This window comes from Pinisolibacter sp. (assembly GCF_036782435.1).
Taxonomy (GTDB): domain Bacteria; phylum Pseudomonadota; class Alphaproteobacteria; order Rhizobiales; family Ancalomicrobiaceae; genus CALBKH01.
In genome coordinates, this window is sequence record NZ_DAIPZB010000012.1 from 38,312 (window position 1) to 60,656 (window position 22,345).

A 22,345-nucleotide genomic window follows, 5' to 3' on the forward strand; every position below is an offset into this window, starting at 1 on the left:
TCCCTGCCACCAGACTGGCGGGTCGAGGATGAACCTCGTCTGAACCGCCGCGCCTTTCGGCCGAATGGGCGAAAACGACGAACGGCCGGCCCTTTCGGGCCGGCCGTCGCGATTTTGGATGGTGCGGTGGTCGACGATCACCGCCTCGCGGCCGTCACGAGCAGTAACGAACCTTGCGCCAACGCCAGCGCCAGCCGTGGTCGGTCAGCACGCGGACGCGCTTCCGCACGATCCGGCAATCGGTATAGCCGTCGTAGAAGCCGTAGACGCCCGGGGGGACCAGCAGTCCGGGGCCATACCAACCGCGCGAGCGGTGATGACGGCGCGGGCCGTCCCAGCGATGGCGCGGCGCGCCGACGAAACGGCCGGACGGGGGACGATGGATCCCGCCCATGCGCGGGCGCGCGGACGGCATGCCGGCCATCGGCGGGCGGTGCATTCCCGGCTGAGCGGCGGCGGGGGCACTGTCCACGACGGCGGTCAGTCCGGCGAATGCGACGACGGCGGCGAGCGCCAGGAGCGTCTTCTTCCACATGAGGTCACCCTCCTTCGGCGAATTCATTCGATCTCATCGAAGGCCGTGCCGACCTCCGTTCGCGAAATTCCATGGTCGTACCGTACTGCAGGAGCCGTGAACGATCCCTGAGGCCGTCGTTAATCGGCCGTTCACGACGGAAAGCCGCGAAGAGGCCGCTCACAACGCCTCGCCGCGCAGCAGTCGCGGGATCGATCCGCCGACGCCGGCGGCCTCACCGATGAAGCGCGCCTTGAGGGTGGCGAGGCGATCGACGACGCCGAGGCCGAAGTCGCGCAAGGCCCGGAGCGGGCCGAGGTCGTTGGAGAAGAGGCGATTGAGCACGTCGGTGACGATGCCCATCTCGACAGCGTCGAAGCGGCGCCAGCGCTGATAGCGCTCGAGTACGTCGATGCGGCCGGGATCGAGGCCGAGACGGCGGGCTTCGACGATCACTTCGGCGAGGGCCGCGACGTCGCGGAAGCCCATGTTGAGGCCCTGGCCGGCGATCGGGTGGATGCCGTGCGCGGCGTCGCCGACGAGAGCGAAGCGCGGCCGGACGAAATCGCGGGCGAGCGTCAGGCCGAGCGGGAAGGCCTTCGGCTTCGCCAGCACCTCCACCGCACCGAGATGGCGGCCGAAGCGGCGCTCGAGTTCGAGGCCGAAGGTGAAGTCGTCGCCCTTCACCAGACGGTCGGCGGTGGTGGATTTCTCGCTCCACACCAGCGACGACCGGTGGCGGCCGGCGGCATCGTCGGTGAGCGGCAGGATGGCGAAGGGGCCGGAGGGCAGGAAGTGCTCTTCCGCCCGGCCATCGTGCGGCCGCTCGTGAGCGACCGTGGTGACGATGCCCGACTGGCCGTAGTCCCAGCGCACCACACCGATGCCGGCGAGATCGCGTAGTTTCGAACGGACACCGTCGGCGGCGACGAGCAGGCCGGCGGAGAGGGTCGCGCCCGAAGCGAGGCGGACGTCGACGCGGGTCTCGCCGACGTCGAAGCCGGTCACCCGTTCGGGCATCAGAACGGCGACGCCGAGGTCGCGCGCGGCGGCGAGAAGGGCGGAGACCATCACCGCGTTCGGCACCATGTGGGCGAAGGGTTCGCCGGTCGAAAGCGCCCCGTCGAAGGTGAGGAACACCGGGCGAACGGCATCGTCGAGACGCGAATCGGTGACGATCATGTCGACGATCGGCTGGGCGTGTGGGGCGATCTCACCCCAGACGCCGAGGCGTTCGAGCATGCGGCGGGCGGCGGCGGCGATCGCCGAGGCGCGGGCGTCGGGGCCGGCGGTCGGCGGGGTCGGGTCGATCACGGCGACGGTGAGACGCGGATCGCCCTGCTTCAGCGCCAAGGCCAGCGAGGCCCCGACATGGCCGCCCCCGGCGACGACGACATCGAATTCGGACGACATGGGGCGCAATCCTCGCTTCTCCGCTCCGCCGCGCGGCGGCCGGTCGGTCATCACTCATAAACCGGGCGCGCCGCGAAGGCCACCGACGGACGATCGTCGACTTGACGCGGTCCCGGTCGCCGGCTCACCTTCGGAGAGAGACTTTCCCTATTCGTCCATCTCTTCTCGGGAATCGCCATGTCCTCCGCCGTCGCCGGGCTGTTGCAGATCCTCGACCTCGAAAGGCTCGAGGTCGATCTCTTCCGCGGACGTAGTCCGCAGGTCGGTTGGCAGCGCGTTTTCGGCGGGCAGGTGATCTCGCAGGCGCTGGTGGCGGCGACACGGACGGTGACCGGGCGGCCGGTGCACTCGTTGCACGGCTATTTCATGCGGCCGGGCGATCCGTCGGTGCCGATCATCTACGAGGTCGACCGGATCCGCGACGGTGGCTCCTTCACCACGCGGCGGGTGCGCGGCATCCAGCACGGTGCGGCGATCTTCTCCATGGAGGCATCGTTCCACATCCGCGAGGACGGTCTGGAACATCAGATGCCGATGCCGGAGACGACCGCGCCGGAGCTTCTGCCGGGCGAGGCGGAGCTCAAGGCCAAGTTCCTGTCGAAGGCGCCGCCCAACGTTCGGCACTATTGGGAACGGGAGCGGCCGATCGAGATGCGGCCGGTCGATTTCGATCACTACCTGAGCCGTCACCGACGCGAGGCGAACCAGCAGGTGTGGGTGCGCACGACCGGAGCGTTGCCCGACGACCCGGATATCCACGCCGCGGTCCTCGCCTACGCCTCGGACTTCACCCTGCTCGACACCGCGCTCTTCGCCCACGGCCGGTCGGTGTTCGACAAGGACCTGCAGCTCGCCAGCCTCGACCACGCCATGTGGTTCCACGCCCCCTTCCGGGTGGACGACTGGCTGCTCTACGCCCAAGACAGCCCCTATACCGGCGGCGCACGCGGCTTCTGTCGGGGGTCGCTGTTCACGCCGGACGGCCGGCTGGTGGTCTCCACCGCCCAGGAAGGCCTGATCCGCCGGGCGCGGCCGAAGAGCTGATCCAGCCTCACCGATCGAACCGACGAGTGTTCACCCGTCCGCGACGCCGCCGTCGCGCGCTCGGCGGCCGCCGATCGAGCGGCGGTCCGATCGTGGCGACGGGATGACGGTGTGCGGCCGCGATTGCCTGTCTTTCGATCAACCCTCTTCTGCGGCAGGTCATCGCGAAGACGGCGAAAATCCGGCCCGGATCACCGGCCGCTCGTAACTCTGCACAAAATCGCGGCACAAATGACGGCGGAATCGGGGCGCAGCCGACGAATCCCCGCCGAGCCGCCCATATTTTATGCAAACGCTGAATCGAGATTGAGCGGACCGATTCGCGAAATGCCTCGAAATTGGTGTTTTTTCAAAGAGTTGCCGCGATCGCGAGGGAGTTGGCACGAAGCTTGATTCCAAGAGGGCGGCGCCGACGGACCATGGGCCCGCCGTCACCATTCGTCAGTTCAGGGCCCACCATCGGGCAACAGGCAAACGGGAACCACCACATGAAGTTCGTGATGGCCATCATCAAGCCGTTCAAGCTGGACGAGGTGCGTGACGCCCTCACCGCGATCGGCGTCCAGGGTCTCACCGTGACCGAGGTGAAGGGCTACGGCCGCCAGAAGGGTCATACCGAGATCTACCGCGGCACCGAGTACGCGGTCAGCTTCCTGCCGAAGATCAAGATCGAGATCGCGGTCGGCACCGACCAGGTCGACAAGGTTGTCGCGGCGATCTCCTCGGCCGCCAAGACCGGCCAGATCGGCGACGGCAAGATCTTCGTCTACGGCATCGACCAGGCGGTTCGCATCCGCACCGGCGAAACCGATTCCGAAGCGCTCTGAGTTTCCAGGGGAGTCATCCGAATGAATCTCGTACGTACTCTTCACCGGGGCGCCGACGCCGCCAAGACCGCCGCGCTCGCGGCGGCCATGAGTGCCTTCGCCGCCATGCCCGCCCTCGCCCAGGACGCTGCCGCCGCCGCCGCCGCTCCCAAGGTGGACAAGGGTGACACCACCTGGATGCTGATCTCCACGATCCTGGTCATCATGATGACCATTCCGGGTCTGGCGCTCTTCTACGGTGGTCTCGTCCGCGCCAAGAACGTGCTGTCGGTTCTGGTCCAGGTGTTCGCCGGCTTCTCGATGATCTCGATCCTCTGGGTCGTCTACGGCTACTCGCTCGCCTTCACCGGCGCCGGCAAGGCCGAAGAAGTCACCGCTCTGACGCCGTTCATCGGCACGCTCGACAAGATGTTCCTCTCCGGCGTGACCATCGAGAGCGTCGCCGAGACGTTCACGAAGGGCGTCTACATCCCCGAGCTCAGCTTCGTCATCTTCCAGCTGACCTTCGCCGCGATCACCCCGGCGCTGATCATCGGCGCCTTCGCCGAGCGCATCAAGTTCGCTGCGGTCATGATCTTCCTGGTGATCTGGTTCACCTTCTCCTACCTGCCGATGGCCCACATGGTCTGGTGGTGGGGCGGCCCGTCGGCGCCCGACGCTCCGTCGGGTCTGCTGTTCGGCTGGGGTGCTCTCGACTTCGCCGGCGGCACGGTCGTTCACATCAACGCCGGTGTCGCGGGTCTCGTCGGCGCCATCGTCCTCGGCCGTCGCGTCGGCTTCAACAAGGACAACATGGCTCCGCACAACCTGCCGATGACCATGATCGGCGCGTGCCTGCTGTGGGTCGGTTGGTTCGGCTTCAACGCCGGCTCCAACCTCGAGTCCAACGGCCTCACCGCTCAGGCGATCCTCAACACCACCGTCGCCACCGCCGCGGCCGCCCTGGCCTGGATGTTCGTCGAGTGGCTGACCCGTGGTCACGCCTCGGTGCTGGGTGCCGCTTCGGGTGCCGTCGCCGGTCTCGTCGCGATCACCCCGGCCGCCGGTCTCGCCGGTGCGGGTGGTGCCATCGTCCTCGGCGCCGTCGCCGGTGTGGTCTGCCTGTGGGCCGTCGTGTCGCTGAAGCCGATGCTCGGCTACGACGACAGCCTCGACGTCTTCGGTGTGCACGGCGTCGGCGGTATCGTCGGTGCGCTGGGCACCGCGATCGTCGCGGCCCCGTCGCTCGGTGGCTTCGGCGTCGGCGAATACACCATCGCCGGTCAGCTCATGACCCAGGCCAAGGCCGTCCTCGTCTGCATCGTCCTGACGAGCGTCGTCTCCCTGGTCGCCCTCTACGTCATCAAGCTGCTCTTCGGCGTCCGCGTCTCCGAGCAGGCCGAACGCGAGGGTCTCGACATCTCGACCCACGGCGAACGCGCCTACAACTGATGCGAACGGGATCGGCGGTCCGCCGCCGATCCCCCTTCATCGTTCCTCCCTGGACTTCTCGAACCCCGGACGGCCCGCCGTCCGGGGTTCTCTCTTTCGTGACACCCGGTTCGAAACGGCCCGAGCGAAGGCGCGCCGGGGTCACAAGGCGAGAACGTCGGTGCGGGAGCGGGCTTGGTTAACAGCGCCTTAACCGTCGACCTCTAGGCTCGGATGCGACAACGGACGTTCGAGCTCCATGACCGCATCGACCATCGCATCCCCTTCTCCGAGCACCGAGGCGGCGAACGCGACCTTCGTGTCGCCGTTCCAGCGGCTCGCCGATCTTCTCGCTCCGATCCAGCCCGGTCGCGCGCCGATCAATCTGACGGTGGGCGAGCCGCGCCATGCGGTGCCGGGCTTCGTCGGGCCGGTTCTGGCGCGTGAGATCGACGGCTTCGGTCGCTATCCGGCGATTCGCGGCACCGACGCCTTCCGGCAGGCGGTGGCGGACTGGCTCGATCGGCGCTACGGGCTCGTCGGCGCGGTCGATCCGGAGCGGGGCGTGCTGCCGCTCAACGGGTCGCGCGAGGGGTTGTTCTTCGCCGCGCTCGAGGCGAAGCGGCGCTCGAAGAAGCCGGCCGATCGGCCGGCGATCCTGCTGCCCAATCCCTTCTATCAGGCCTATGCGGCCGGTGCGGTGGCGGCGGGTTGCGAGGCGGTGATGATCGACGCCGGACCGGAGACCGGCTTCCTGCCCGATCTCGAGGCGCTTCCCGAAGCGCTGCTCGATCGGGTGATCGCGGTCTACTACGCCTCGCCGGCCAACCCACAGGGCGCGGTGGCGAGCCGGGCCGACTGGCGGCGGGTGATCGAGCGGGCGCGGGCGCACGACTTCATGCTCTTCGCCGACGAGTGCTACTCGGAGATCTATCGCGGCGATGCCGCGCCGGAGGGCGTGCTTTCCGCCGCGCACGATCTCGGCGCCGGGCTCTCCCGGGTGGTCACCTTCAACTCGTTGTCGAAGCGCTCCAACCTGCCGGGATTGCGCTGCGGCTTCGCCGCCGGCGATCCCGATTTCCTCGCCGCCTGGGTGGGGTTCCGCAGCATGGCGGCGCCGCAGGTGCCCGGACCGGTCCAGGCGGTGGCGATGGCGGCCTTCGGCGACGAGGCCCATGTGATCGAGAACCGGCGGCTCTACGACGTCAAGTTCGAGGCGGCGTCGCGCATCCTCGGCTCGCGATACGGCTACGCGACGCCGCCGGCCGGCTTCTTCCTGTGGCTCGACGTGGCGGCGCTCGGCGGCGGCGAAGCGGTGGCGGTGCGGCTGTGGCGCGACGCCGGCGTGCGCACCGTGCCCGGCGGTTATCTCTGCGGGATCGGGCCGGACGGCCACAATCCCGGGGCGGCCCATCTCAGGGTCGCCATGGTCGAATCGCCGGCGCTGACGGAAGAAGCGCTCGGCCGCATCGTCGAAACCCTCGGCTGAGACCGAGAGACAGGAAGGGGACGCTCCTCATGCGTTCGGCACGTTCGGTTCCGACCCGCTCGGCGCCCGCCCAGGACATCCGGCAGATCCTCGCGCGAAATCTGCGTGGGGCGGCCGGGCTCGCCACCATCGCAGGGCTCGCCGCGGTGGCGGCGGCGCTCGCCACCTGGTCGGCGACCGATCCCAGCCTGTCGAACGCCACATCGGCTCCGGCGAAGAACGCGCTCGGCTTCTTCGGCGCGTCGATCGCCGATCTGGCGATGCAGCTCTTCGGTCTCGCCTCGGCGACGATGTTGCCGCCGTTCCTGGTGGTCGGCTGGCGCCTCGTCACCGGCGAAGCGGGCGGCTTCGACCGCCGCTTCGGGGTGTGGTGGGTGATCGCCACGATCGCCGCGGCGGGTGCCTTCGCGGCGCTGCCGCTCGCCGACGGCTGGCCGCTGCCGGTGGGTCTCGGCGGCGTCGTCGGCGACATGCTGATCCGCATGCCGCAGCGTCTCTTCGGCGAAGGCGAGATCATGCGCATGGTGCTCGTCGCCGGCTTCGGTGGCCTCGCCCTCTACGCCTATCTCCGGGCGCTCGCCTGGGTCGGGCCGGATCCGACGGTGGTCGAGGAGGACGAGGTCGACGGGGATTGGGACGACGATCGCGGCGGCTTCATGCCGCTCGCGCACCTGCACCACACGTTCATGGTGGTGCGGGCCAATCTGCTGCGTTTCTTCGGGTTCCGCTCCTCGACCCTCGACAATCGCCGCCACGGCCTGTCGCTCGGTCGTCTGTTCGATCGCTTCCGCCATCGCCGTGCCGATCGCTATGACGACGAGGACGACTACGCGCCGCGTCCGAGCGTCGGCCTGAGGCCGCGTCCGGTGCCGCAGCGGGTCGAGCCGGCCTTCGCGCCGGCGCCGCGCCAGGCCGCGCCGCGGGTCGCTGCGCCGCCGGCTCCGCCGGTGGAGGAGGAATGGGAGGACGACGAACCGCCCTTCGAGCCGGAGATCCAAGAACGCGAGATCGCGCCGGCCCCTGCCCCGGCGCCGCGTCCCGCCGCGCCGCAGGTGTCGCGCGGACCGGCGGCGCAGGTCGCCGCCGACCGTCGCGTCGCGGTGACGCCGGCCGCCAAGCCGCCGACCCCGGGCAAGCCGGGGGCGCGCGACGTCGGCATGCGCGACGACGTCGTCGAGACGGAACGCGGTTACCAGTTCCCGCCGCTGTCGCTGCTCGCCGAGCCGAAACGCATGGGGCCGGACCGCGAGCTCTCCGAAGACATCCTCGAGGGCAACGCCGGGACGCTCGAGGGCGTGCTCGACGACTTCGGCATCAAGGGCGAGATCAACCACGTCCGCCCGGGCCCGGTGGTGACGCTCTACGAGCTCGAGCCGGCGCCGGGGGTGAAGTCGTCCCGCGTCATCGGGCTCGCCGACGACATCGCCCGCTCGATGAGCGCGGTCTCGGCCCGTGTGGCGGTGGTGCCGGGGCGCAACGTCATCGGCATCGAGCTGCCCAATCAGCGGCGCGAGACGGTCTTCCTGCGCGAGCTCCTGTCGAGCCGCGACTTCGAAGGAACCAAAGCGAAGCTCGCCTTCTGTCTCGGCAAGACGATCGGCGGCGAATCGGTCATCGCCGATCTCGCCCGCATGCCGCATCTCCTGGTCGCCGGCACCACCGGTTCGGGCAAATCGGTGGCGATCAACACGATGATCGTGTCGCTGCTCTACCGGCTGACGCCGCAGCAGTGCCGGCTGATCATGATCGATCCGAAGATGTTGGAACTGTCGGTCTACGACAATATCCCGCACCTGCTCACCCCCGTCGTCACCGACCCGAAGAAGGCGGTGGTGGCGTTGAAGTGGACGGTGCGCGAGATGGAGGACCGCTATCGCAAGATGTCCAAGCTCGGGGTGCGCAACATCGACGGCTTCAACGCCCGCGTCGCCGAGGCGAACGCCCGCGGCGAGGTGCTGACCCGCGAGGTGCAGACCGGCTTCCATCGCACCACCGGCGAGCCGATCTTCGAGCAGGAGGAGCTGGCGCTCGAGCCCTTGCCCTACATCGTCGTCGTCGTCGACGAGATGGCCGACCTGATGATGGTCGCCGGCAAGGAGATCGAAGGGGCGATCCAGCGCCTCGCCCAGATGGCGCGCGCCGCCGGCATCCACATCGTCATGGCGACGCAGCGGCCGTCGGTCGACGTCATCACCGGCACGATCAAGGCCAATTTCCCGACCCGCATCTCCTTCCAGGTGACTTCGAAGATCGACAGCCGAACCATCCTCGGCGAGCAGGGGGCGGAACAGCTCCTCGGCCAGGGCGACATGTTGTTCATGGCCGGCGGTGGTCGTATCCAGCGTGTCCACGGGCCGTTCGTCTCCGACGAGGAGGTCGAGAAGGTGGTGGCGCACCTGAAGAAGCAGGGCGCGCCGCAGTATCTCGAGGCGATCACCGCGGAAGAGGACGAGGCGGTGCCGGGCGACGAGATGGGCAATCTCGAGGAGTCGGCCGATCTCTACGACAAGGCGGTGGCGCTCGTCCTGCGCGATAGGAAGGCCTCGACCTCCTACATCCAGCGGCGGCTGCAGATCGGTTACAACCGCGCCGCTTCGCTGATCGAGCGGATGGAGCGCGAGGGGCTGGTCGGCGCGGCCAACCACGCCGGCAAGCGCGAGATCCTGGTGGGCGAGGGGGACTGATCTCCCTCACCCCGGTTCCGCCACGATGGTGGGGTAGCTCCTCGCCGAAAGGGTCGGGGCCGGTGCGGCGAATCACCGAGACGGTTCGCCCGCGGGTCCTTCACAGACATCCACGAGGTCCATCGATGCCGTCGTTCGCCACCTTCCGCCGTCTCCTCGCCGCCGCCGCCTGCGTCGGTGTGGTCGCGTCGCTGCCGACCGCCGCCGTGGCGCAGCAGGCCAAGGCCGGCGCGCCGACGGTGCTCGCCGCACCCGGTCCGGGCGTGAAGCCGGCCGGCCTCAGCGCCCAGCAGAAGGAGACGCTCGGCGCGATCAACAAGTACTTCAATTCGGTGCGTACGCTGAACGGCGAGTTCGTCCAGTTCGGCCCCGACGGCGAGAAGTCGGGCGGCGAATTCCACATGTCGCGGCCGGGCAAGATCCGCTTCATCTACGCCAAGCCGTCGCATCTCGACATCATCGCCGACGGCATCGACGTGATCGTGCGCGACATCAAGAACCAGACGCAGGATCTCTATCCGCTGTCGAAGACGCCGTTGCGCTTCCTGCTCGCCGACCGCATCGACCTGACCTCGGAGGCGAACATCACCAACGTGTCGATCGAGCCGGATCTGGTGTCGGTGGTGCTGGAGCAATCGACGGTGTTCGGCGACGGACGCCTCACCATGGTCTTCGACCGCAAGACCTCCGAACTGAAGCAATGGACGGTGACCGACGCGCAGGGCTACGATACGTCGGTGGCGGTCTACAACGTCACCGCCAACCAGCCGGCCGACGAGAAGCTGTTCAAGATCGATCGGACCATCATCCGCTGACGTCCCTCGCGGCTCGACGCCGGCGGTGGGATCCCACCGCCGAGGTCACCCTTGCCGCTGTCCATCGCCACCTGGAACATCAATTCGGTTCGCCTGCGCCTGCCGATCGTCGAGCACTATCTCGAGAGCCGCGCGCCCGACATCCTGTGCCTGCAGGAGACCAAGTGCCCGGACGGGTCGTTTCCCGCCGCGGCGTTCCGTAGGCTCGGCTACGAGCACGTGGCGATCCACGGCCAGAAGGGCTATCATGGCGTCGCCATCGTCTCGAAACGGCCGTTCCTCTCCGTCGACAAGCGCGATTTCTGCGAGAAGGGCGATGCGCGCCATCTCGCGGTGACGATCGACACGGCGATCGGGCCGATGGATCTGCACGATTTCTACATCCCGGCCGGCGGCGACGAGCCGGATCCGGTGGTGAACGACAAGTTCGCCCACAAGCTCGCCTTCCTCGACGAATTGAAGGCCTGGCTCGGTTCGGGGGCGTCGGCGACGCCGGCGGTGGTCGTCGGCGATCTCAACATCGCGCCGCTCGTGGAAGACGTCTGGTCGCACAAGGCGCTCATCAAGGTCGTCTCGCACACGCCGATCGAGACCGAGACCTTCGAGACGATCCGCAAGGGTGGCGAGTGGATCGACGTCATGCGCCGCTTCGTGCCGGAGTCGAGTAAGCTCTACACCTGGTGGAGCTATCGGGCGGCGGACTGGAACGCCGCCGACAAGGGTCGGCGGCTCGATCACGTCTGGGCGAGCCCGCATCTCGACGGCCGTCTTCTCGGCATGGAGGTGCTCAGGGAGGCGCGCGGCTGGGAACGGCCGTCCGACCACGTGCCGGTCGAAGCGATCTTCGACCTGTGAGCGGCGGCGGCGGTGGCGGTCACCCCGGGTGAACTGTGACATTTCCGCCGATTCGACCGGCCGCGAATCGTCATGATTCGACATGGACTTGATGCGCGACTCGGGTGGACTACGATTCTCTCCGGGTGCATCGCGGCGAAGCGATTCGACCGCGGGACCGAGTTCGGATTAGGGATCCGGCAGGTCGCTTCGCGACGCCGGATCCGGCTCGCCGAAAACGCCCTTGTTCGGACGGCGCATTTTCGGCGAACGGACTACGAACTTCTGATGAGATCATCCGAAGTTCGTAGGAGGGCCGGATCCCCGGTCCTCGGGCGAGACCGGAGGGACCTGACGATGCCGCGCCTCTTCACCGGTCTCGAGCTTCCCGAAGATCTCGGTCGGTCGCTCTCCTTCCTGCGCGGCGGACTGCCCGGCGCCAAGTGGATCGACGTGGAGAACTACCACGTCACCCTGCGCTTCATCGGCGATATCGACGATCCGACGGCCGCAGAGATCGCCCACGAACTGCGACGGGTGCGTCGGCAGCGTTTCGATCTGAGGATCGAGGGGGTGACCGCCTTCGGCGGGCGCCAGCCGCATTCGCTGATCGCCAAGGTGACGCCGGTGCCGGCGCTGATCGAATTGCAGGCGGAGCACGAGCGCATCTGCCAGCGCCTCGGGCTTCCGGCCGAGCCGCGCAAATTCCTACCGCACGTCACCATCGCTCGCTGCAAGGCGGTGACGCATTCGGCGGTGGCGCAGTGGCTGGCGCTGCGCGGCGGTTTCACCGGCGGGGCGTGGACGGCGGAGCGCTTCGTCCTCTACTCGTCGCGCGCTTCGCGTGGCGGTGGTCCCTACATCGTCGAGGAAGCCTTCGACCTCGAGGCGCCGCGCGGCGGCGGTCTCGGAGTCGGTCTCGGGCGTGGCGTCTCGCGGGTGCCGCCGATCATCGGCCGCAATCACCCGCGCTTCGCCACGCCGGTGTGAGCCGGCTCACGCCGGATCGGGCCACCCCGTCACCGACTTCAGCTCCAGGAAGTCCTCGAGGCCGAAGGTGCCGCCTTCGCGGCCGATGCCGGACTGCTTGTAGCCGCCGAAGGGAGCGCCAGGGGTGCGGGGGACGCCGTTGACGTGGACCATGCCGGCGCGGATCGCCCGGGCGACGCGCCGGACACGGGCCGGGTCGCCGGTCTCGAGCCGCGACGAGAGGCCGTAGGGCGTGTCGTTGGCGATGGCGATCGCTTGCTCCTCGGTGTCGAAGGGGATGATCGCCAGGACCGGGCCGAAGATCTCCTCGCGGGCGATGGTCATGTCGTTGGTGACGTCGGCGAAGACGGTCGGGCGGATGAAGTAGCCCTTGTCCAGGCCTTCCGGGGCGTCCGGGCCACCGGCGACGAGGCGGGCGCCCTCCTGGATGCCGATGCGGATCAGATTGCGGATCTTGTCGCGCTGGGCTTCGGACACCACCGGGCCGATGTGGCGGCCGGGCTTCGACGCCGGGCCGACCTCCGTCTTGGCGGCGATCGCCGCGGCGACCTCGACCGCCTTGTCGTAGATCGGACGCTCGACCAGCATGCGGGTCGGCGCGTTGCAGGACTGGCCGGTGTTGCCCATGACGGCGAGGGTGCCGCGCTTCACCGCCGCTTCGACGTCGCAGTCGGCGAAGATCAGGTTGGGCGACTTGCCGCCGAGTTCGAGCGCGACCTTCTTGATCGTGCCGGCGCAGGCGCGCATCACCGCGGCGCCGGCGCGGGTCGAGCCGGTGAAGCTCATCATGTCGATGTCCGGGTGGTTCGACATGGCCTCGCCGACGGTCGGGCCGTCGCCGACGACGAGGTTGAAGACGCCGGCCGGGAAGCCGGCTTCGTGGATCATCTCGGCGAAGAGCAGGCCCGAGAGCGGCGCGATCTCGGAGGGCTTCAGGACCACGGTGCAGCCGACGGCGAGGGCAGGGGCGACCTTCAGCGCGATCTGGTTCATCGGCCAGTTCCACGGCGTGATCAGGCCGCAGACGCCGATCGGCTCCCAGAACAGCCGGTCGCCGGAGCCGTCGGGGTTGAGCGGCCGTTCGAAGGCGAAGCGGTCGAGGGCGGCGATGGCGCCGGTCACTTCCTCGAGGCCGGCGGCCGCCTGGGCGCGACGGGCGAAGTCGATGGGGGCGCCCATTTCTTTCGAGATCGCCTCGGCCATCTCGTCGTAGCGGGCCTTGTAGACCTCCTCGAGCCGAACGAGGGCGGCGCGGCGCTCGGCCTGCGGGGTGGCGGCCCAGGCGGGGAAGGCGCGGCGGGCGGCGGCGACGGCGCGGTCGACGTCCGCCGCCGACCCGAGCGAGACGATCGCCGCGACCGATTCGTCGGAGGGGTCGATCACCTCGAGGGTGCGGGGGGCGAGCGGCGCCACCCAGGCGCCGTCGATGTAGAAATCGGTCTTGGTGGTCGGCATGGGAACTCCCGAGAGTGGCGTCGGAGCCGGCCGGAGCCGGTTTCGTGGTCGATGGGCGAGTTTAGGTCGCGAAGTACGGAGCGCCAGAGGGCGGCGAGCAGGTCTCCCCCGCCGTGATGCCGGCGGCGTCAGGTGGCGAAATCCGGGTCGGTCACCGCCAGCCGGCGCTTCACCGAGACGAGATGGGCGTCGATGTCCTCGATCGCCATCTGCGCAGCGGTGTGGGCGGCGACTTCGGCCGGGACCGGCACGAGGCGGCGGCCGGTGCTCTCGGCGAGGATCTGCACCTCGGCGGCGCGTTCGAGGAAGTAGAGGTCGTCCCAGGCCTTGGCGATGGTCGAGGCGACGACCATGACGCCGTGGCTGCGCATGAAGACGATGTCCGCGTCGCCGATCGCGGCGGCGATGCGGTCGCCTTCGCGTTCGTCCAGTGCGAGGCCGCCGTAGACCGGATCGACGGCGACGCGACCCCAGAACTTCAGGGCCGACTGGCCGGCGAAGACCAGGGGATCGCCTTCGACCATGCACAGCGCCGTCGCCCGGGGCATGTGGGTGTGAAAGGCGACGCGGGCGCGCGGCAAGCGGGCGTGCAGGCGCGCGTGGATGTGGAAGGCGGTCGCTTCCGGCACGCCGTCACCGGCGACGACGTTGCCGTGGAAGTCGCAGACGAGCAGGCTCGAGGCGGTCACCTCGGAGAAGGCGCGGCCGTAGGGGTTGACCAGGAAGAGGTCGTCGGAACCCGGCACCATCGCGGAGAAGTGGTTGCACACTCCCTCCGACAGGCCGAGGGCGGCCGCCATGCGGAAGCAGGCGGCGAGATCTATCCGCGCTTCCCAGGTGGCTTCGGCGTCGAGAACCGCGAGGTTCGAGCCGGTCGGTCGGCGGGGTGCGGTGATCTTCAGGTCATGAGCCACGATGGACGCGTCCTCCGGGGGCGAGCGGGGCGTCAGGATCGCGGCGGCGGCGGCGATGCGCAAGAGGGGGGGATCCTGGGGAGCGCCGACGGTCCGGTGGTCAGTGGCAGCCGCCGCAGTCCTTCGAGCCGCAGGCCGACTTCGAGGCGCAGGCGGCGCCGTTCTTCAGGCCGATGCGGGTCCTGAGGCTTCCCGGCATCCAGCGCAGGGCGAGAAAGGCGGCGGCGCCGAGGACGATGCCGTAGATCAGGGTCGTCTCGTTCATCTCAGGAGTGCTCCGGCGATGTGGAACGTGGCGAAGGCGGCGACATAGGCGAGCGCGAACTGATAGGCGAACATCACCGCCGGCCAGAAGCGCGAATTGGTCTCGCGCCGCACCACCGCCAGGGTCGAGACGCACTGCGGGGCGAAGACGTACCAGACCAGGAAGGAGAGGGCGGTCGGCAGCGACCAGGCGGCGGCGAGCACCGGCTGCAGCGCCCGACCGACCTCGTCGCCGGTGGCGGAGAGCGCATAGACGGTGCCGAGGACGCCGACGGCGACTTCGCGCGCCGCCATACCCGGGATCAGCGCCACGACGATCTGCCAGTTGAAGCCGATCGGTTCGAAGACGGGCGCCAGGAAATGGCCGATGCGGCCGGCGATCGACCAGTCGATGGCCGGTCCGGTCGCGCCTTCCGGCGGGGCCGGGAAGGTGGAGAGGAACCAGATCAGGATCATCAGCGCCAGGATGACGGTGCCGGCCTTGCGCAGGAAGGCGCCGGCGCGGATCCACAGGCCCAGCGCCACGTTGGCCGGCGCCGGCATCTTGTAGTCCGGCAGTTCCATGATGAAGGGCTCGGGCGCCTCGCGCCAGATGAGCTTCTTCATGACGAAGGCGACCGCCAGCGCCGAGACGATGCCGGCGGCGAAGAGGCCGAACATCACCAGCCCCTGCAGGCCGAAGCCGCCGAGGACACGACGGTCGGGGATGAAGGCGGCGATGATCAGGGTGTAGACCGGCAGGCGCGCCGAGCAGGTCATCAGCGGCGCCACCATGATGGTGGCGATGCGGTCGCGCCGGTTCTCGATGACGCGCGCCGCCATGATGCCGGGGATGGCGCAGGCGAAGGACGACAGGAGCGGGATGAAGGCGCGGCCGTGCAGGCCGGTGCCGGCCATCAGGCGATCCATCAGGAACGCCGCCCGCGCCATGTAGCCGAAATCCTCGAGCAGGATGATGAAGAAGAAGAGGATGACGATCTGCGGCAGGAAGACCAGCACCGCACCGACGCCGGCGAAGATGCCGTCGACGACGAGGCTCTTCAGCAATCCGTCGGGCAGGACGCCGCCGACCTCGACGCCGGTCCATTCGATGGTGGCCTTGATCAGGTCCATCGCCGGCGCCGCCCAGGAGAACACCGCCTGGAACATCAGGAAGAGCACGGCGAGCAGGATGACGATGCCGAAGACCGGGTGGAGCAGCACCGCGTCGAGCTTGCGGGTGAGGTGCTCGTTGCCGGGGTGGAAGGCGCATTCGTGCAGGATGCGGGCGGCCTCGGCGTGGGCGGCACGGATCTCGGCGGCGGAGGGCTCGCGCCAGCCGTGCTCGGTCGGCGGATCCTCGTGCAGCGGCAGGGTGTCGATGGCGGACAGCAGCGCGGCGGTGCCGCCCTTCTTGATCGCCACGGTGGAGACGACGGGGATGCCGAGTTCCTGCGATAGGCGCTCGACGTCGATACGGCCGCCCTGGCGCTCGACCACGTCCATCATGTTGAGGGCGAGGACCATCGGTCGGCCGACGGCCTTGAGTTCCATGACCAGACGCAGGACGAGGCGCAGATTGGTGGCGTCGGCGACGCAGACGACGGCGTCGGGGATCTCCTCGCCGGCGAGGCGACCGAGGACGACGTCGCGGGTGACGATCTCGTCGGGGCTGCGGCCGCGCAGCGAGTAGGTGCCGGGCAGGTCGAGGATCTTCACCGGCCGGCCGGAGGGGGTGACGAAGGACCCTTCCTTGCGCTCGACGGTGACGCCGGCGTAGTTCGCGACTTTCTGGCGCGAACCGGTCAGAGCGTTGAAGAGGGAGGTCTTACCGGAATTGGGGCAGCCGACGAGAGCGATCTCCGGCGCGGCGGGGCCGTTCATGCCTCAAGCCTCGGCGACGAGGATCACGTCGGCATCGCGACGGCGCAGCGCCACGGTGAGGTCGTCGACACGGACGGCGATGGGATCGCGGCCGATCGGACCTTCCTGGAGGATCTCGACCCGCGCACCCTCGACGAAGCCCATCTCGAGCAGGCGACGCTCCATCTCCGTCCAGGTGATGGTGAGGTCGGCGGCGGGCGTGAGGCCGGTGACCCAGCCGGACCAGCCGCGCGACCGGCGTCCGAGCCGATCGGAGGTGTCGGCGACGAGGCCGGCAGGAACGAGATCGGCGGTGGCGATGTCGACGGCGAGACTCATGGACGGACGCGGCCCCGGTTGGCTTCACACCTTTGCAATAACGACTATGCAAATCATTCGCAATAAGTAGATTGCCGAGGCCTCTCGGGAATTGGTCGGATGTGGTGAATCCGCCACCTTCCGGGCTGCGCCGCGTCGTCGCAGGGCGGATCCCGGCGTCCCGCGGCGGGTCGGCTCGGCCGGTCGTCCGGAAACGACGAAGACCGGACCACGGCCCGCAGGGCGCGATCCGGTCTTCGGCAGAGCGTGGCGGAGACGCGTCGCCTCAGGCGGCGCCGGCCTTGGCGAGGCGCTTGCGGTCGTTGGGGTCGAGGTGGACCTTGCGCAGGCGGATCGACTTCGGCGTCACCTCGACCAGTTCGTCGTCCTGGATCCAGGCGAGCGAACGCTCGAGGGTCATGCGGATCGGCGGGGTCAGCTTCACCGCCTCGTCCTTGCCGGCGGCGCGGATGTTGGTGAGCTGCTTGCCCTTGAGGACGTTGACCTCGAGGTCGTTGTCGCGGGTGTGCTCGCCGATGATCATGCCGCGATAGACCTTGGAGCCGGGCTCGATCATCATCGGGCCGCGATCTTCCAGCTTCCACATCGCATAGGCGACCGAGTCGCCCTGGTCGTTGGAGATCAGGACGCCGTTGCGGCGGCCCTGGATCTCGCCCTTGTAGGGGGCGTACTCGTGGAACAGGCGGTTCATGATGGCGGTGCCGCGGGTGTCGGTCATCAGTTCCGACTGGTAGCCGATGAGGCCGCGGGTCGGCGCGTAGAAGACCAGACGCAGGCGGTTGCCACCGGACGGGCGCATCTCGATCATGTCGGCCTTGCGCTCAGACATCTTCTGGACGACGACGCCCGAGAACTCCTCGTCGACGTCGATCAGCACCTCTTCGATCGGCTCCAGCGTCTCACCCGACTCCTCGTCCTTCTTCATGACGACGCGCGGACGCGACACGGCGAGTTCGAAGCCCTCGCGACGCATGGTCTCGATGAGGACGGCGAGCTGGAGTTCGCCGCGGCCGGAGACGAAGAACGAGTCCTTGTCGGCCGATTCCTCGATCTTCAGCGCGACGTTGCCCTCGGCCTCCTTCATCAGGCGATCGCGGATGACGCGGCTCGTCACCTTGTCGCCCTCGGTGCCGGCGAGCGGGCTGTCGTTGACCAGGAAGGACATGGTGACGGTCGGCGGGTCGATCGGCTGGGCGGTCATCGCCTGGGTCACCGAGGGATCGCAGAAGGTGTCGGCGACGGTGCCCTTGGTGAGACCGGCGATGGCGACGATGTCGCCGGCTTCGCCGAGTTCGATCGGCTGGCGCTCGAGACCGCGGAAGGCGAGGATCTTGGAGACCCGGCCCTGCTCGAGCAGCGAACCGTCGTGGTGCAGCACCTTGATGGTCTGGTTCGGCTTCACCGTTCCGGAGGTGATGCGGCCGGTGACGATGCGGCCGAGGAAGGGATTGGCCTCGAGGATGGTGCCGATCATGCGGAAGGGGCCTTCCTCGACGTGCGGCTCGGGCACGTGGGAGAGCACGAGGTCGAGGAGCGGCGCCATGCCGTCGGTCTCCGGACCCTCCGGAGAATAGGCCATCCAGCCGGAGCGGCCCGAGCCGTAGAGGATCGGGAAGTCGAGCTGGTCCTCGGTGGCGTCGAGGGCGGCGAAGAGATCGAAGACCTCGTTGACCACCTCCTGGGCGCGGGCGTCGTGGCGATCGACCTTGTTGATGGCGACGATCGGGCGCAGGCCGACCTTCAGCGCCTTGCCGACGACGAACTTGGTCTGCGGCATCGGACCCTCGGCGGCGTCGACCAGCACGATGGCGCCGTCCACCATGTTGAGGATGCGCTCGACCTCACCGCCGAAATCGGCGTGGCCGGGGGTGTCGACGATGTTGATGCGGGTGTCCTTCCAGACGATCGAGGTCGCCTTGGCGAGGATGGTGATGCCGCGCTCCTTCTCCAGCTCGTTGGAGTCCATCACGCGTTCGGCGACGCGCTGGTTCTCGCGATAGGTGCCGGACTGCTTGAGGAGTTCGTCGACCAGCGTGGTCTTGCCGTGGTCGACGTGCGCGATGATGGCGATGTTGCGGAGCTTCATGGGAACGCCTGCCGGGTTCGGGGCCGCCACGATGCTTTGGGCCGCCCGCGTCCTGTTCGGATGATCTGTCACGGATTTGCGCCGTCTCTACTCGCTTCGCGGGGCTTTCGCAAGCGCGAGAGGGGGCGGCGCGCCGGCGCGGTCCGCCGTAGCCGGTCCGTCGCTCTCCCATGGAAGGTACGCATGACGGCCATGCGACGGTCGGCTCGACATTTTATAAGTCTCCCTTATCATATGCTCCACATATATGATGGAGGTCCCATGACGACCGATCCGGCGGACGAACCGCTCGGCATCCTGTTCTCCGACGTGGCGCGGCTCTTCTGGCGACGATTGGAAAGCGCGTGGAGCGCAGCCGGTTTCGATGTCGGCTCGGCCGAGGTGCGGGTGCTGATGACCATCGTCGAGCAGCCGGGACTGCGTCAGGCGCAGCTCGCCGAGAGCCTCCACATCGAGCCGATGACGCTGGTCGGCCATCTCGACCGGCTGGTGCGGCGGGGTTTGGCCGAACGGCGGCCCGACCCCGGTGACCGGCGAGCGAAGCTGGTGCATCCGAGCGAGCGGGCGGCGGGTGTGCTCGAAGAACTGCGCGCGGCGTCCGCGGGGGTGCGCACGGCGCAGACGGCCGGGTTCGACGAGGCGGAGATCGCGAGTTTGCGGGGGCTCCTGCAACGGGTCCGGGGCAATCTCGCTGCCGCGCCCCGAGGGGAGGCGCGCGCATGACCGCGACCGTCACGGCGCCCGCGCTCTCCGCCACACGAACCGTGCTCATCGGCGGCATGCTGACGGCGCTCGCCTCGATGTCGATGGCGCTCTACACGCCGGCGATGCCGACGCTCGTCGCCGCCTTCGGCACGACGATGGCGATGGTGAAGACCTCGCTCACCGCCTTCTTCGCCGGTTTCGCCCTGTCGCAGTTGGTCTGTGGTCCGGTGTCCGACGCCTTCGGCCGGCGCTTCGCCGCGCTGCTGTTCCTCGCCCTCTACACCCTCGGCAGCGTCGGTGCGCTGTTCGCCGAGACGATCGAGACGCTGATCGCGGCGCGCGCCCTGCAGGGAGTCGGTGCGGCGATCGGGGTCGGCGTGTCACGGGCGGTGGTGCGCGATCTCTTCACCGGCGAGGAGGCGGCGGGCATCCTCGCCACCATCGGCATCGTGCTGTCGATCGGCCCGGCGATCTCGCCGACGCTCGGCGGTTTTCTGCTGGCGCTGTTCGGCTGGCGTGCGGTCTTCGTCGTCATGGCACTGTGCGGGATCACGGCCCTGGTCGTCGTGTTCACGGCTCTGCCGGAGACCAATCGCGACCGTGATCCGGCCAAGGCACGGCCCGATCGGGTGATCGCCACCTATGCGATGTTGACGCGCGATCGACGCTTCCTCCTGCCGGTCCTGTCGATCGGCTTCTCGGTCGGGGCGATCTTCACCCTGGGCACGCTGCTGCCCTTCGTGCTGATCGAGCGCGTCGGGCTCACGCCGGCGACCTTCGGTGTCGGCATGCTGGCGCAGACGCTGTCCTATCTCTCCGGCGGCGTGGTGGCCCGCGCCCTCATCCCGCGGGTCGGGGCGGAACGGCTGATCCTGCCGGGGCTGATCCTCGGCTTCCTCGGGGCCTGCGGCACGCTGCTCCTCGGCCGGGTCTTCGCCCCGTCCTATCCGGCGGTGATGATTCCGGTCGGGGCCTTCGCCTTCTCGATCTCGCTGGTCATCCCGGGGCTCACCACCCGCGCCATGGCGCTGCACCCGCGGAACGCCGGCTCGGCCTCGTCACTCCTCGGCTTCGTCCAGATGGGCGCCGGCTTCCTCGGCGGCGTCGCGGCGACGGTGTTCGCCGATCCGGTCGTCGGGCTGGGGGTGGTGTTTCCGACGATGCTCGCCGTGGCGCTGGGGGCACGGCTCGTCGATCGCGGCTTCACTCTCGACACCGAATCGAAAGTGCCTCGGGAAGCGTGAAGGGCGGCGAACCCGTCGGTCCGCCGCCCTTCTCAGGATCGTCGTCGATCCGCCGGGATCAGGCGCCCATGCGGTTCTTGCGGCGGCCGAGGGTCCTGAGGCGCAGGGCGTTGAGCTTGATGAAGCCGGCGGCGTCGCGGTGGTCGTAGGCGACCTTGCCTTCCTCGAAGGTGACCAGCTCCTGATCGTAGAGCGACCAGGGCGAGCGGCGGCCGGTGACGCGGACGTTGCCCTTGTAGAGTTCCAGTCGGACCTCGCCGGTGACCGCTTCCTGGCTGCGGTCGATCAGCGCCTGGAGCATCTCGCGCTCGGGCGAGAACCAGAAGCCGTTGTAGATCAGCTCGGCGTAGCGCGGCATGATCTCGTCCTTGAGATGGGCGGCGCCGCGGTCGAGGGTGATGGACTCGATGCCGCGATGGGCGGCGAGCAGGATGGTGCCGCCGGGGGTCTCGTAGACGCCGCGCGACTTCATGCCGACGAAGCGGTTCTCGACCAGATCGAGGCGGCCGATGCCGTTGTCGCGGCCGAGTTCGTTGAGCTTGGTGAGCAGGGTCGCGGGGCTCATCTCGACGCCGTCGATCGCCACCGCGTCGCCCTTTTCGAAGCGGACGACGATCTCGGTCGCCACGTCCGGGGCGTCCTTCGGCGAGATGGTGCGCATGTGGACGTATTCGGGCGGCTCGACCCACGGATCCTCGAGCACCTTACCCTCGGAGGAGGAGTGCAGCAGGTTGGCGTCGACCGAGAAGGGGGCCTCGCCGCGCTTGTCCTTGGCGATCTGGATCTGGTGCTTCTCGGCGAAGTCGATCAGCGCCTCGCGCGACTTGAAGTCCCATTCGCGCCAGGGGGCGATGATCTTGATGTCGGGCTCGAGCGCGTAGTAGCCGAGTTCGAAGCGGACCTGATCGTTGCCCTTGCCGGTGGCGCCGTGGCAGACGGCGTCGGCGCCGACTTGCCGAGCGATCTCGATCTGGCGCTTGGCGATCAGCGGCCGGGCGATCGAGGTGCCGAGCAGATAGTCGCCCTCGTACTGGGCGTTGGCCCGGAACATCGGGAAGACGAAGTCGCGGACGAACTCCTCGCGCAGATCGTCGATGAAGATCTCCTCGATGCCGAGCATCTCGGCCTTCTTGCGCGCCGGCTCCAGCTCCTCGCCTTGGCCGAGGTCGGCGGTGAAGGTCACCACCTCGCAGCCGTAGGTGACCTGCAGCCACTTGAGGATGATCGAGGTGTCGAGGCCGCCGGAATAGGCCAGCACCACCTTCTTGACGTCGTTCGCGGCCATCTCGAGGTCTCCGAGGCATCGCGTGGAGGGAAGGGCGGAAATCGGCCGGCACTCTAGCCATAACGTCGCGCCGCGCAAGGGTGACGCGGCGCATCCGGCATGTCACGAAGCGGCGAAAGAAAGGTGGCAGGCCTATATTTCTACGACCGGAGGTCGCGTACACTCGGTCGTGCGCGACGATCGCGGCAGAG

The 22,345-nt window shown here is 68.6% G+C and carries 18 protein-coding genes and 1 pseudogene; 10 read left to right on the forward strand and 9 right to left on the reverse strand.

The features are described 5' to 3' along the window. Window positions 1-154: 154 nt before the first annotated feature. Complete coding sequence (locus tag V7Q42_RS07220; RefSeq protein WP_333823241.1) at window positions 155-535, reverse strand: hypothetical protein; 381 nt, start codon at window positions 533-535, stop codon at window positions 155-157. A 159-nt stretch (window positions 536-694) separates the two neighbouring features. Then, entirely contained in the window at window positions 695-1,927 is a 1,233-nt protein-coding gene (locus V7Q42_RS07225; protein WP_333823242.1) for a ubiquinone biosynthesis hydroxylase, read from the reverse strand. Window positions 1,928-2,104: 177 nt separating this feature from the next. On the opposite strand from V7Q42_RS07225, the gene tesB reads away from it, so the two are divergent. The 8 genes and pseudogenes from tesB to thpR all read left to right on the forward strand — a co-directional run. Continuing rightward, window positions 2,105-2,971 carry an acyl-CoA thioesterase II gene (gene tesB, locus V7Q42_RS07230; protein ID WP_333823243.1) on the forward strand — a complete coding sequence of 289 codons (867 nt, stop codon included), beginning with the start codon at window positions 2,105-2,107 and terminating at the stop codon, window positions 2,969-2,971. Window positions 2,972-3,459: 488 nt separating this feature from the next. Beyond that, on the forward strand, window positions 3,460-3,798 hold the full coding sequence (locus tag V7Q42_RS07235) for a P-II family nitrogen regulator (RefSeq protein WP_333823246.1): 339 nt from the start codon (window positions 3,460-3,462) through the stop codon (window positions 3,796-3,798). Window positions 3,799-3,819: 21 nt separating this feature from the next. Further along, window positions 3,820-5,229 carry an ammonium transporter gene (locus tag V7Q42_RS07240; protein ID WP_333823247.1) on the forward strand — a complete coding sequence of 470 codons (1,410 nt, stop codon included), beginning with the start codon at window positions 3,820-3,822 and terminating at the stop codon, window positions 5,227-5,229. A 238-nt stretch (window positions 5,230-5,467) separates the two neighbouring features. After that, the gene (locus V7Q42_RS07245; RefSeq protein WP_333823249.1) at window positions 5,468-6,697 is read left to right on the forward strand and encodes an aminotransferase class I/II-fold pyridoxal phosphate-dependent enzyme; all 1,230 of its coding nucleotides are present in this window, start codon (window positions 5,468-5,470) and stop codon (window positions 6,695-6,697) included. 29 nt (window positions 6,698-6,726) lie between these two features. Further along, the gene (locus tag V7Q42_RS07250) at window positions 6,727-9,381 is read left to right on the forward strand and encodes an FtsK/SpoIIIE family DNA translocase (protein WP_333823251.1); all 2,655 of its coding nucleotides are present in this window, start codon (window positions 6,727-6,729) and stop codon (window positions 9,379-9,381) included. A gap of 125 nt (window positions 9,382-9,506) precedes the next feature. Further along, complete coding sequence (locus V7Q42_RS07255; RefSeq protein ID WP_333823253.1) at window positions 9,507-10,196, forward strand: outer-membrane lipoprotein carrier protein LolA; 690 nt, start codon at window positions 9,507-9,509, stop codon at window positions 10,194-10,196. 51 nt (window positions 10,197-10,247) lie between these two features. Beyond that, window positions 10,248-11,051, forward strand: coding sequence for an exodeoxyribonuclease III (locus tag V7Q42_RS07260; protein ID WP_333823254.1), 804 nt, complete (start codon window positions 10,248-10,250; stop codon window positions 11,049-11,051). 336 nt (window positions 11,052-11,387) lie between these two features. Next, window positions 11,388-11,915, forward strand: a pseudogene (gene thpR, locus V7Q42_RS07265) (RNA 2',3'-cyclic phosphodiesterase); the annotation flags it as partial. A 111-nt stretch (window positions 11,916-12,026) separates the two neighbouring features. Here thpR and V7Q42_RS07270 read toward each other — a convergent pair. The 6 genes from V7Q42_RS07270 to typA form a co-directional block, all read right to left on the reverse strand. Then, complete coding sequence (locus V7Q42_RS07270) at window positions 12,027-13,475, reverse strand: aldehyde dehydrogenase family protein (RefSeq protein WP_333823255.1); 1,449 nt, start codon at window positions 13,473-13,475, stop codon at window positions 12,027-12,029. A 128-nt stretch (window positions 13,476-13,603) separates the two neighbouring features. Further along, complete coding sequence (locus tag V7Q42_RS07275) at window positions 13,604-14,389, reverse strand: aldolase (RefSeq protein WP_442958175.1); 786 nt, start codon at window positions 14,387-14,389, stop codon at window positions 13,604-13,606. Between the two features lie 100 nt (window positions 14,390-14,489). Further along, entirely contained in the window at window positions 14,490-14,654 is a 165-nt protein-coding gene (locus tag V7Q42_RS07280; RefSeq protein WP_333823257.1) for a hypothetical protein, read from the reverse strand. Beyond that, window positions 14,651-16,516 (reverse strand): ferrous iron transport protein B, encoded by a 1,866-nt coding sequence (feoB, locus tag V7Q42_RS07285; protein WP_333823258.1) that lies wholly within the window; start codon window positions 16,514-16,516, stop codon window positions 14,651-14,653. The genes V7Q42_RS07280 and feoB overlap by 4 nt, the downstream gene beginning before the upstream one ends. A 3-nt stretch (window positions 16,517-16,519) precedes the next feature. Next, window positions 16,520-16,834, reverse strand: a complete 315-nt coding sequence (locus V7Q42_RS07290; protein WP_333823259.1) for a FeoA family protein — start codon at window positions 16,832-16,834, stop codon at window positions 16,520-16,522. Between the two features lie 265 nt (window positions 16,835-17,099). Further along, entirely contained in the window at window positions 17,100-18,920 is a 1,821-nt protein-coding gene (typA, locus tag V7Q42_RS07295; RefSeq protein WP_333823260.1) for a translational GTPase TypA, read from the reverse strand. Window positions 18,921-19,181: 261 nt separating this feature from the next. Between typA and V7Q42_RS07300 the strand changes: the two genes are divergently transcribed. Further along, complete coding sequence (locus V7Q42_RS07300) at window positions 19,182-19,643, forward strand: MarR family winged helix-turn-helix transcriptional regulator (protein WP_333823261.1); 462 nt, start codon at window positions 19,182-19,184, stop codon at window positions 19,641-19,643. Next, window positions 19,640-20,869, forward strand: coding sequence for a multidrug effflux MFS transporter (locus V7Q42_RS07305; RefSeq protein ID WP_333823262.1), 1,230 nt, complete (start codon window positions 19,640-19,642; stop codon window positions 20,867-20,869). Before V7Q42_RS07300 ends, V7Q42_RS07305 begins: the two co-directional genes overlap by 4 nt. A 58-nt stretch (window positions 20,870-20,927) precedes the next feature. On the opposite strand, the gene V7Q42_RS07310 is transcribed toward V7Q42_RS07305, so the two are convergent. After that, complete coding sequence (locus V7Q42_RS07310; protein WP_333823263.1) at window positions 20,928-22,154, reverse strand: argininosuccinate synthase; 1,227 nt, start codon at window positions 22,152-22,154, stop codon at window positions 20,928-20,930. Window positions 22,155-22,345 lie beyond the last annotated feature (191 nt).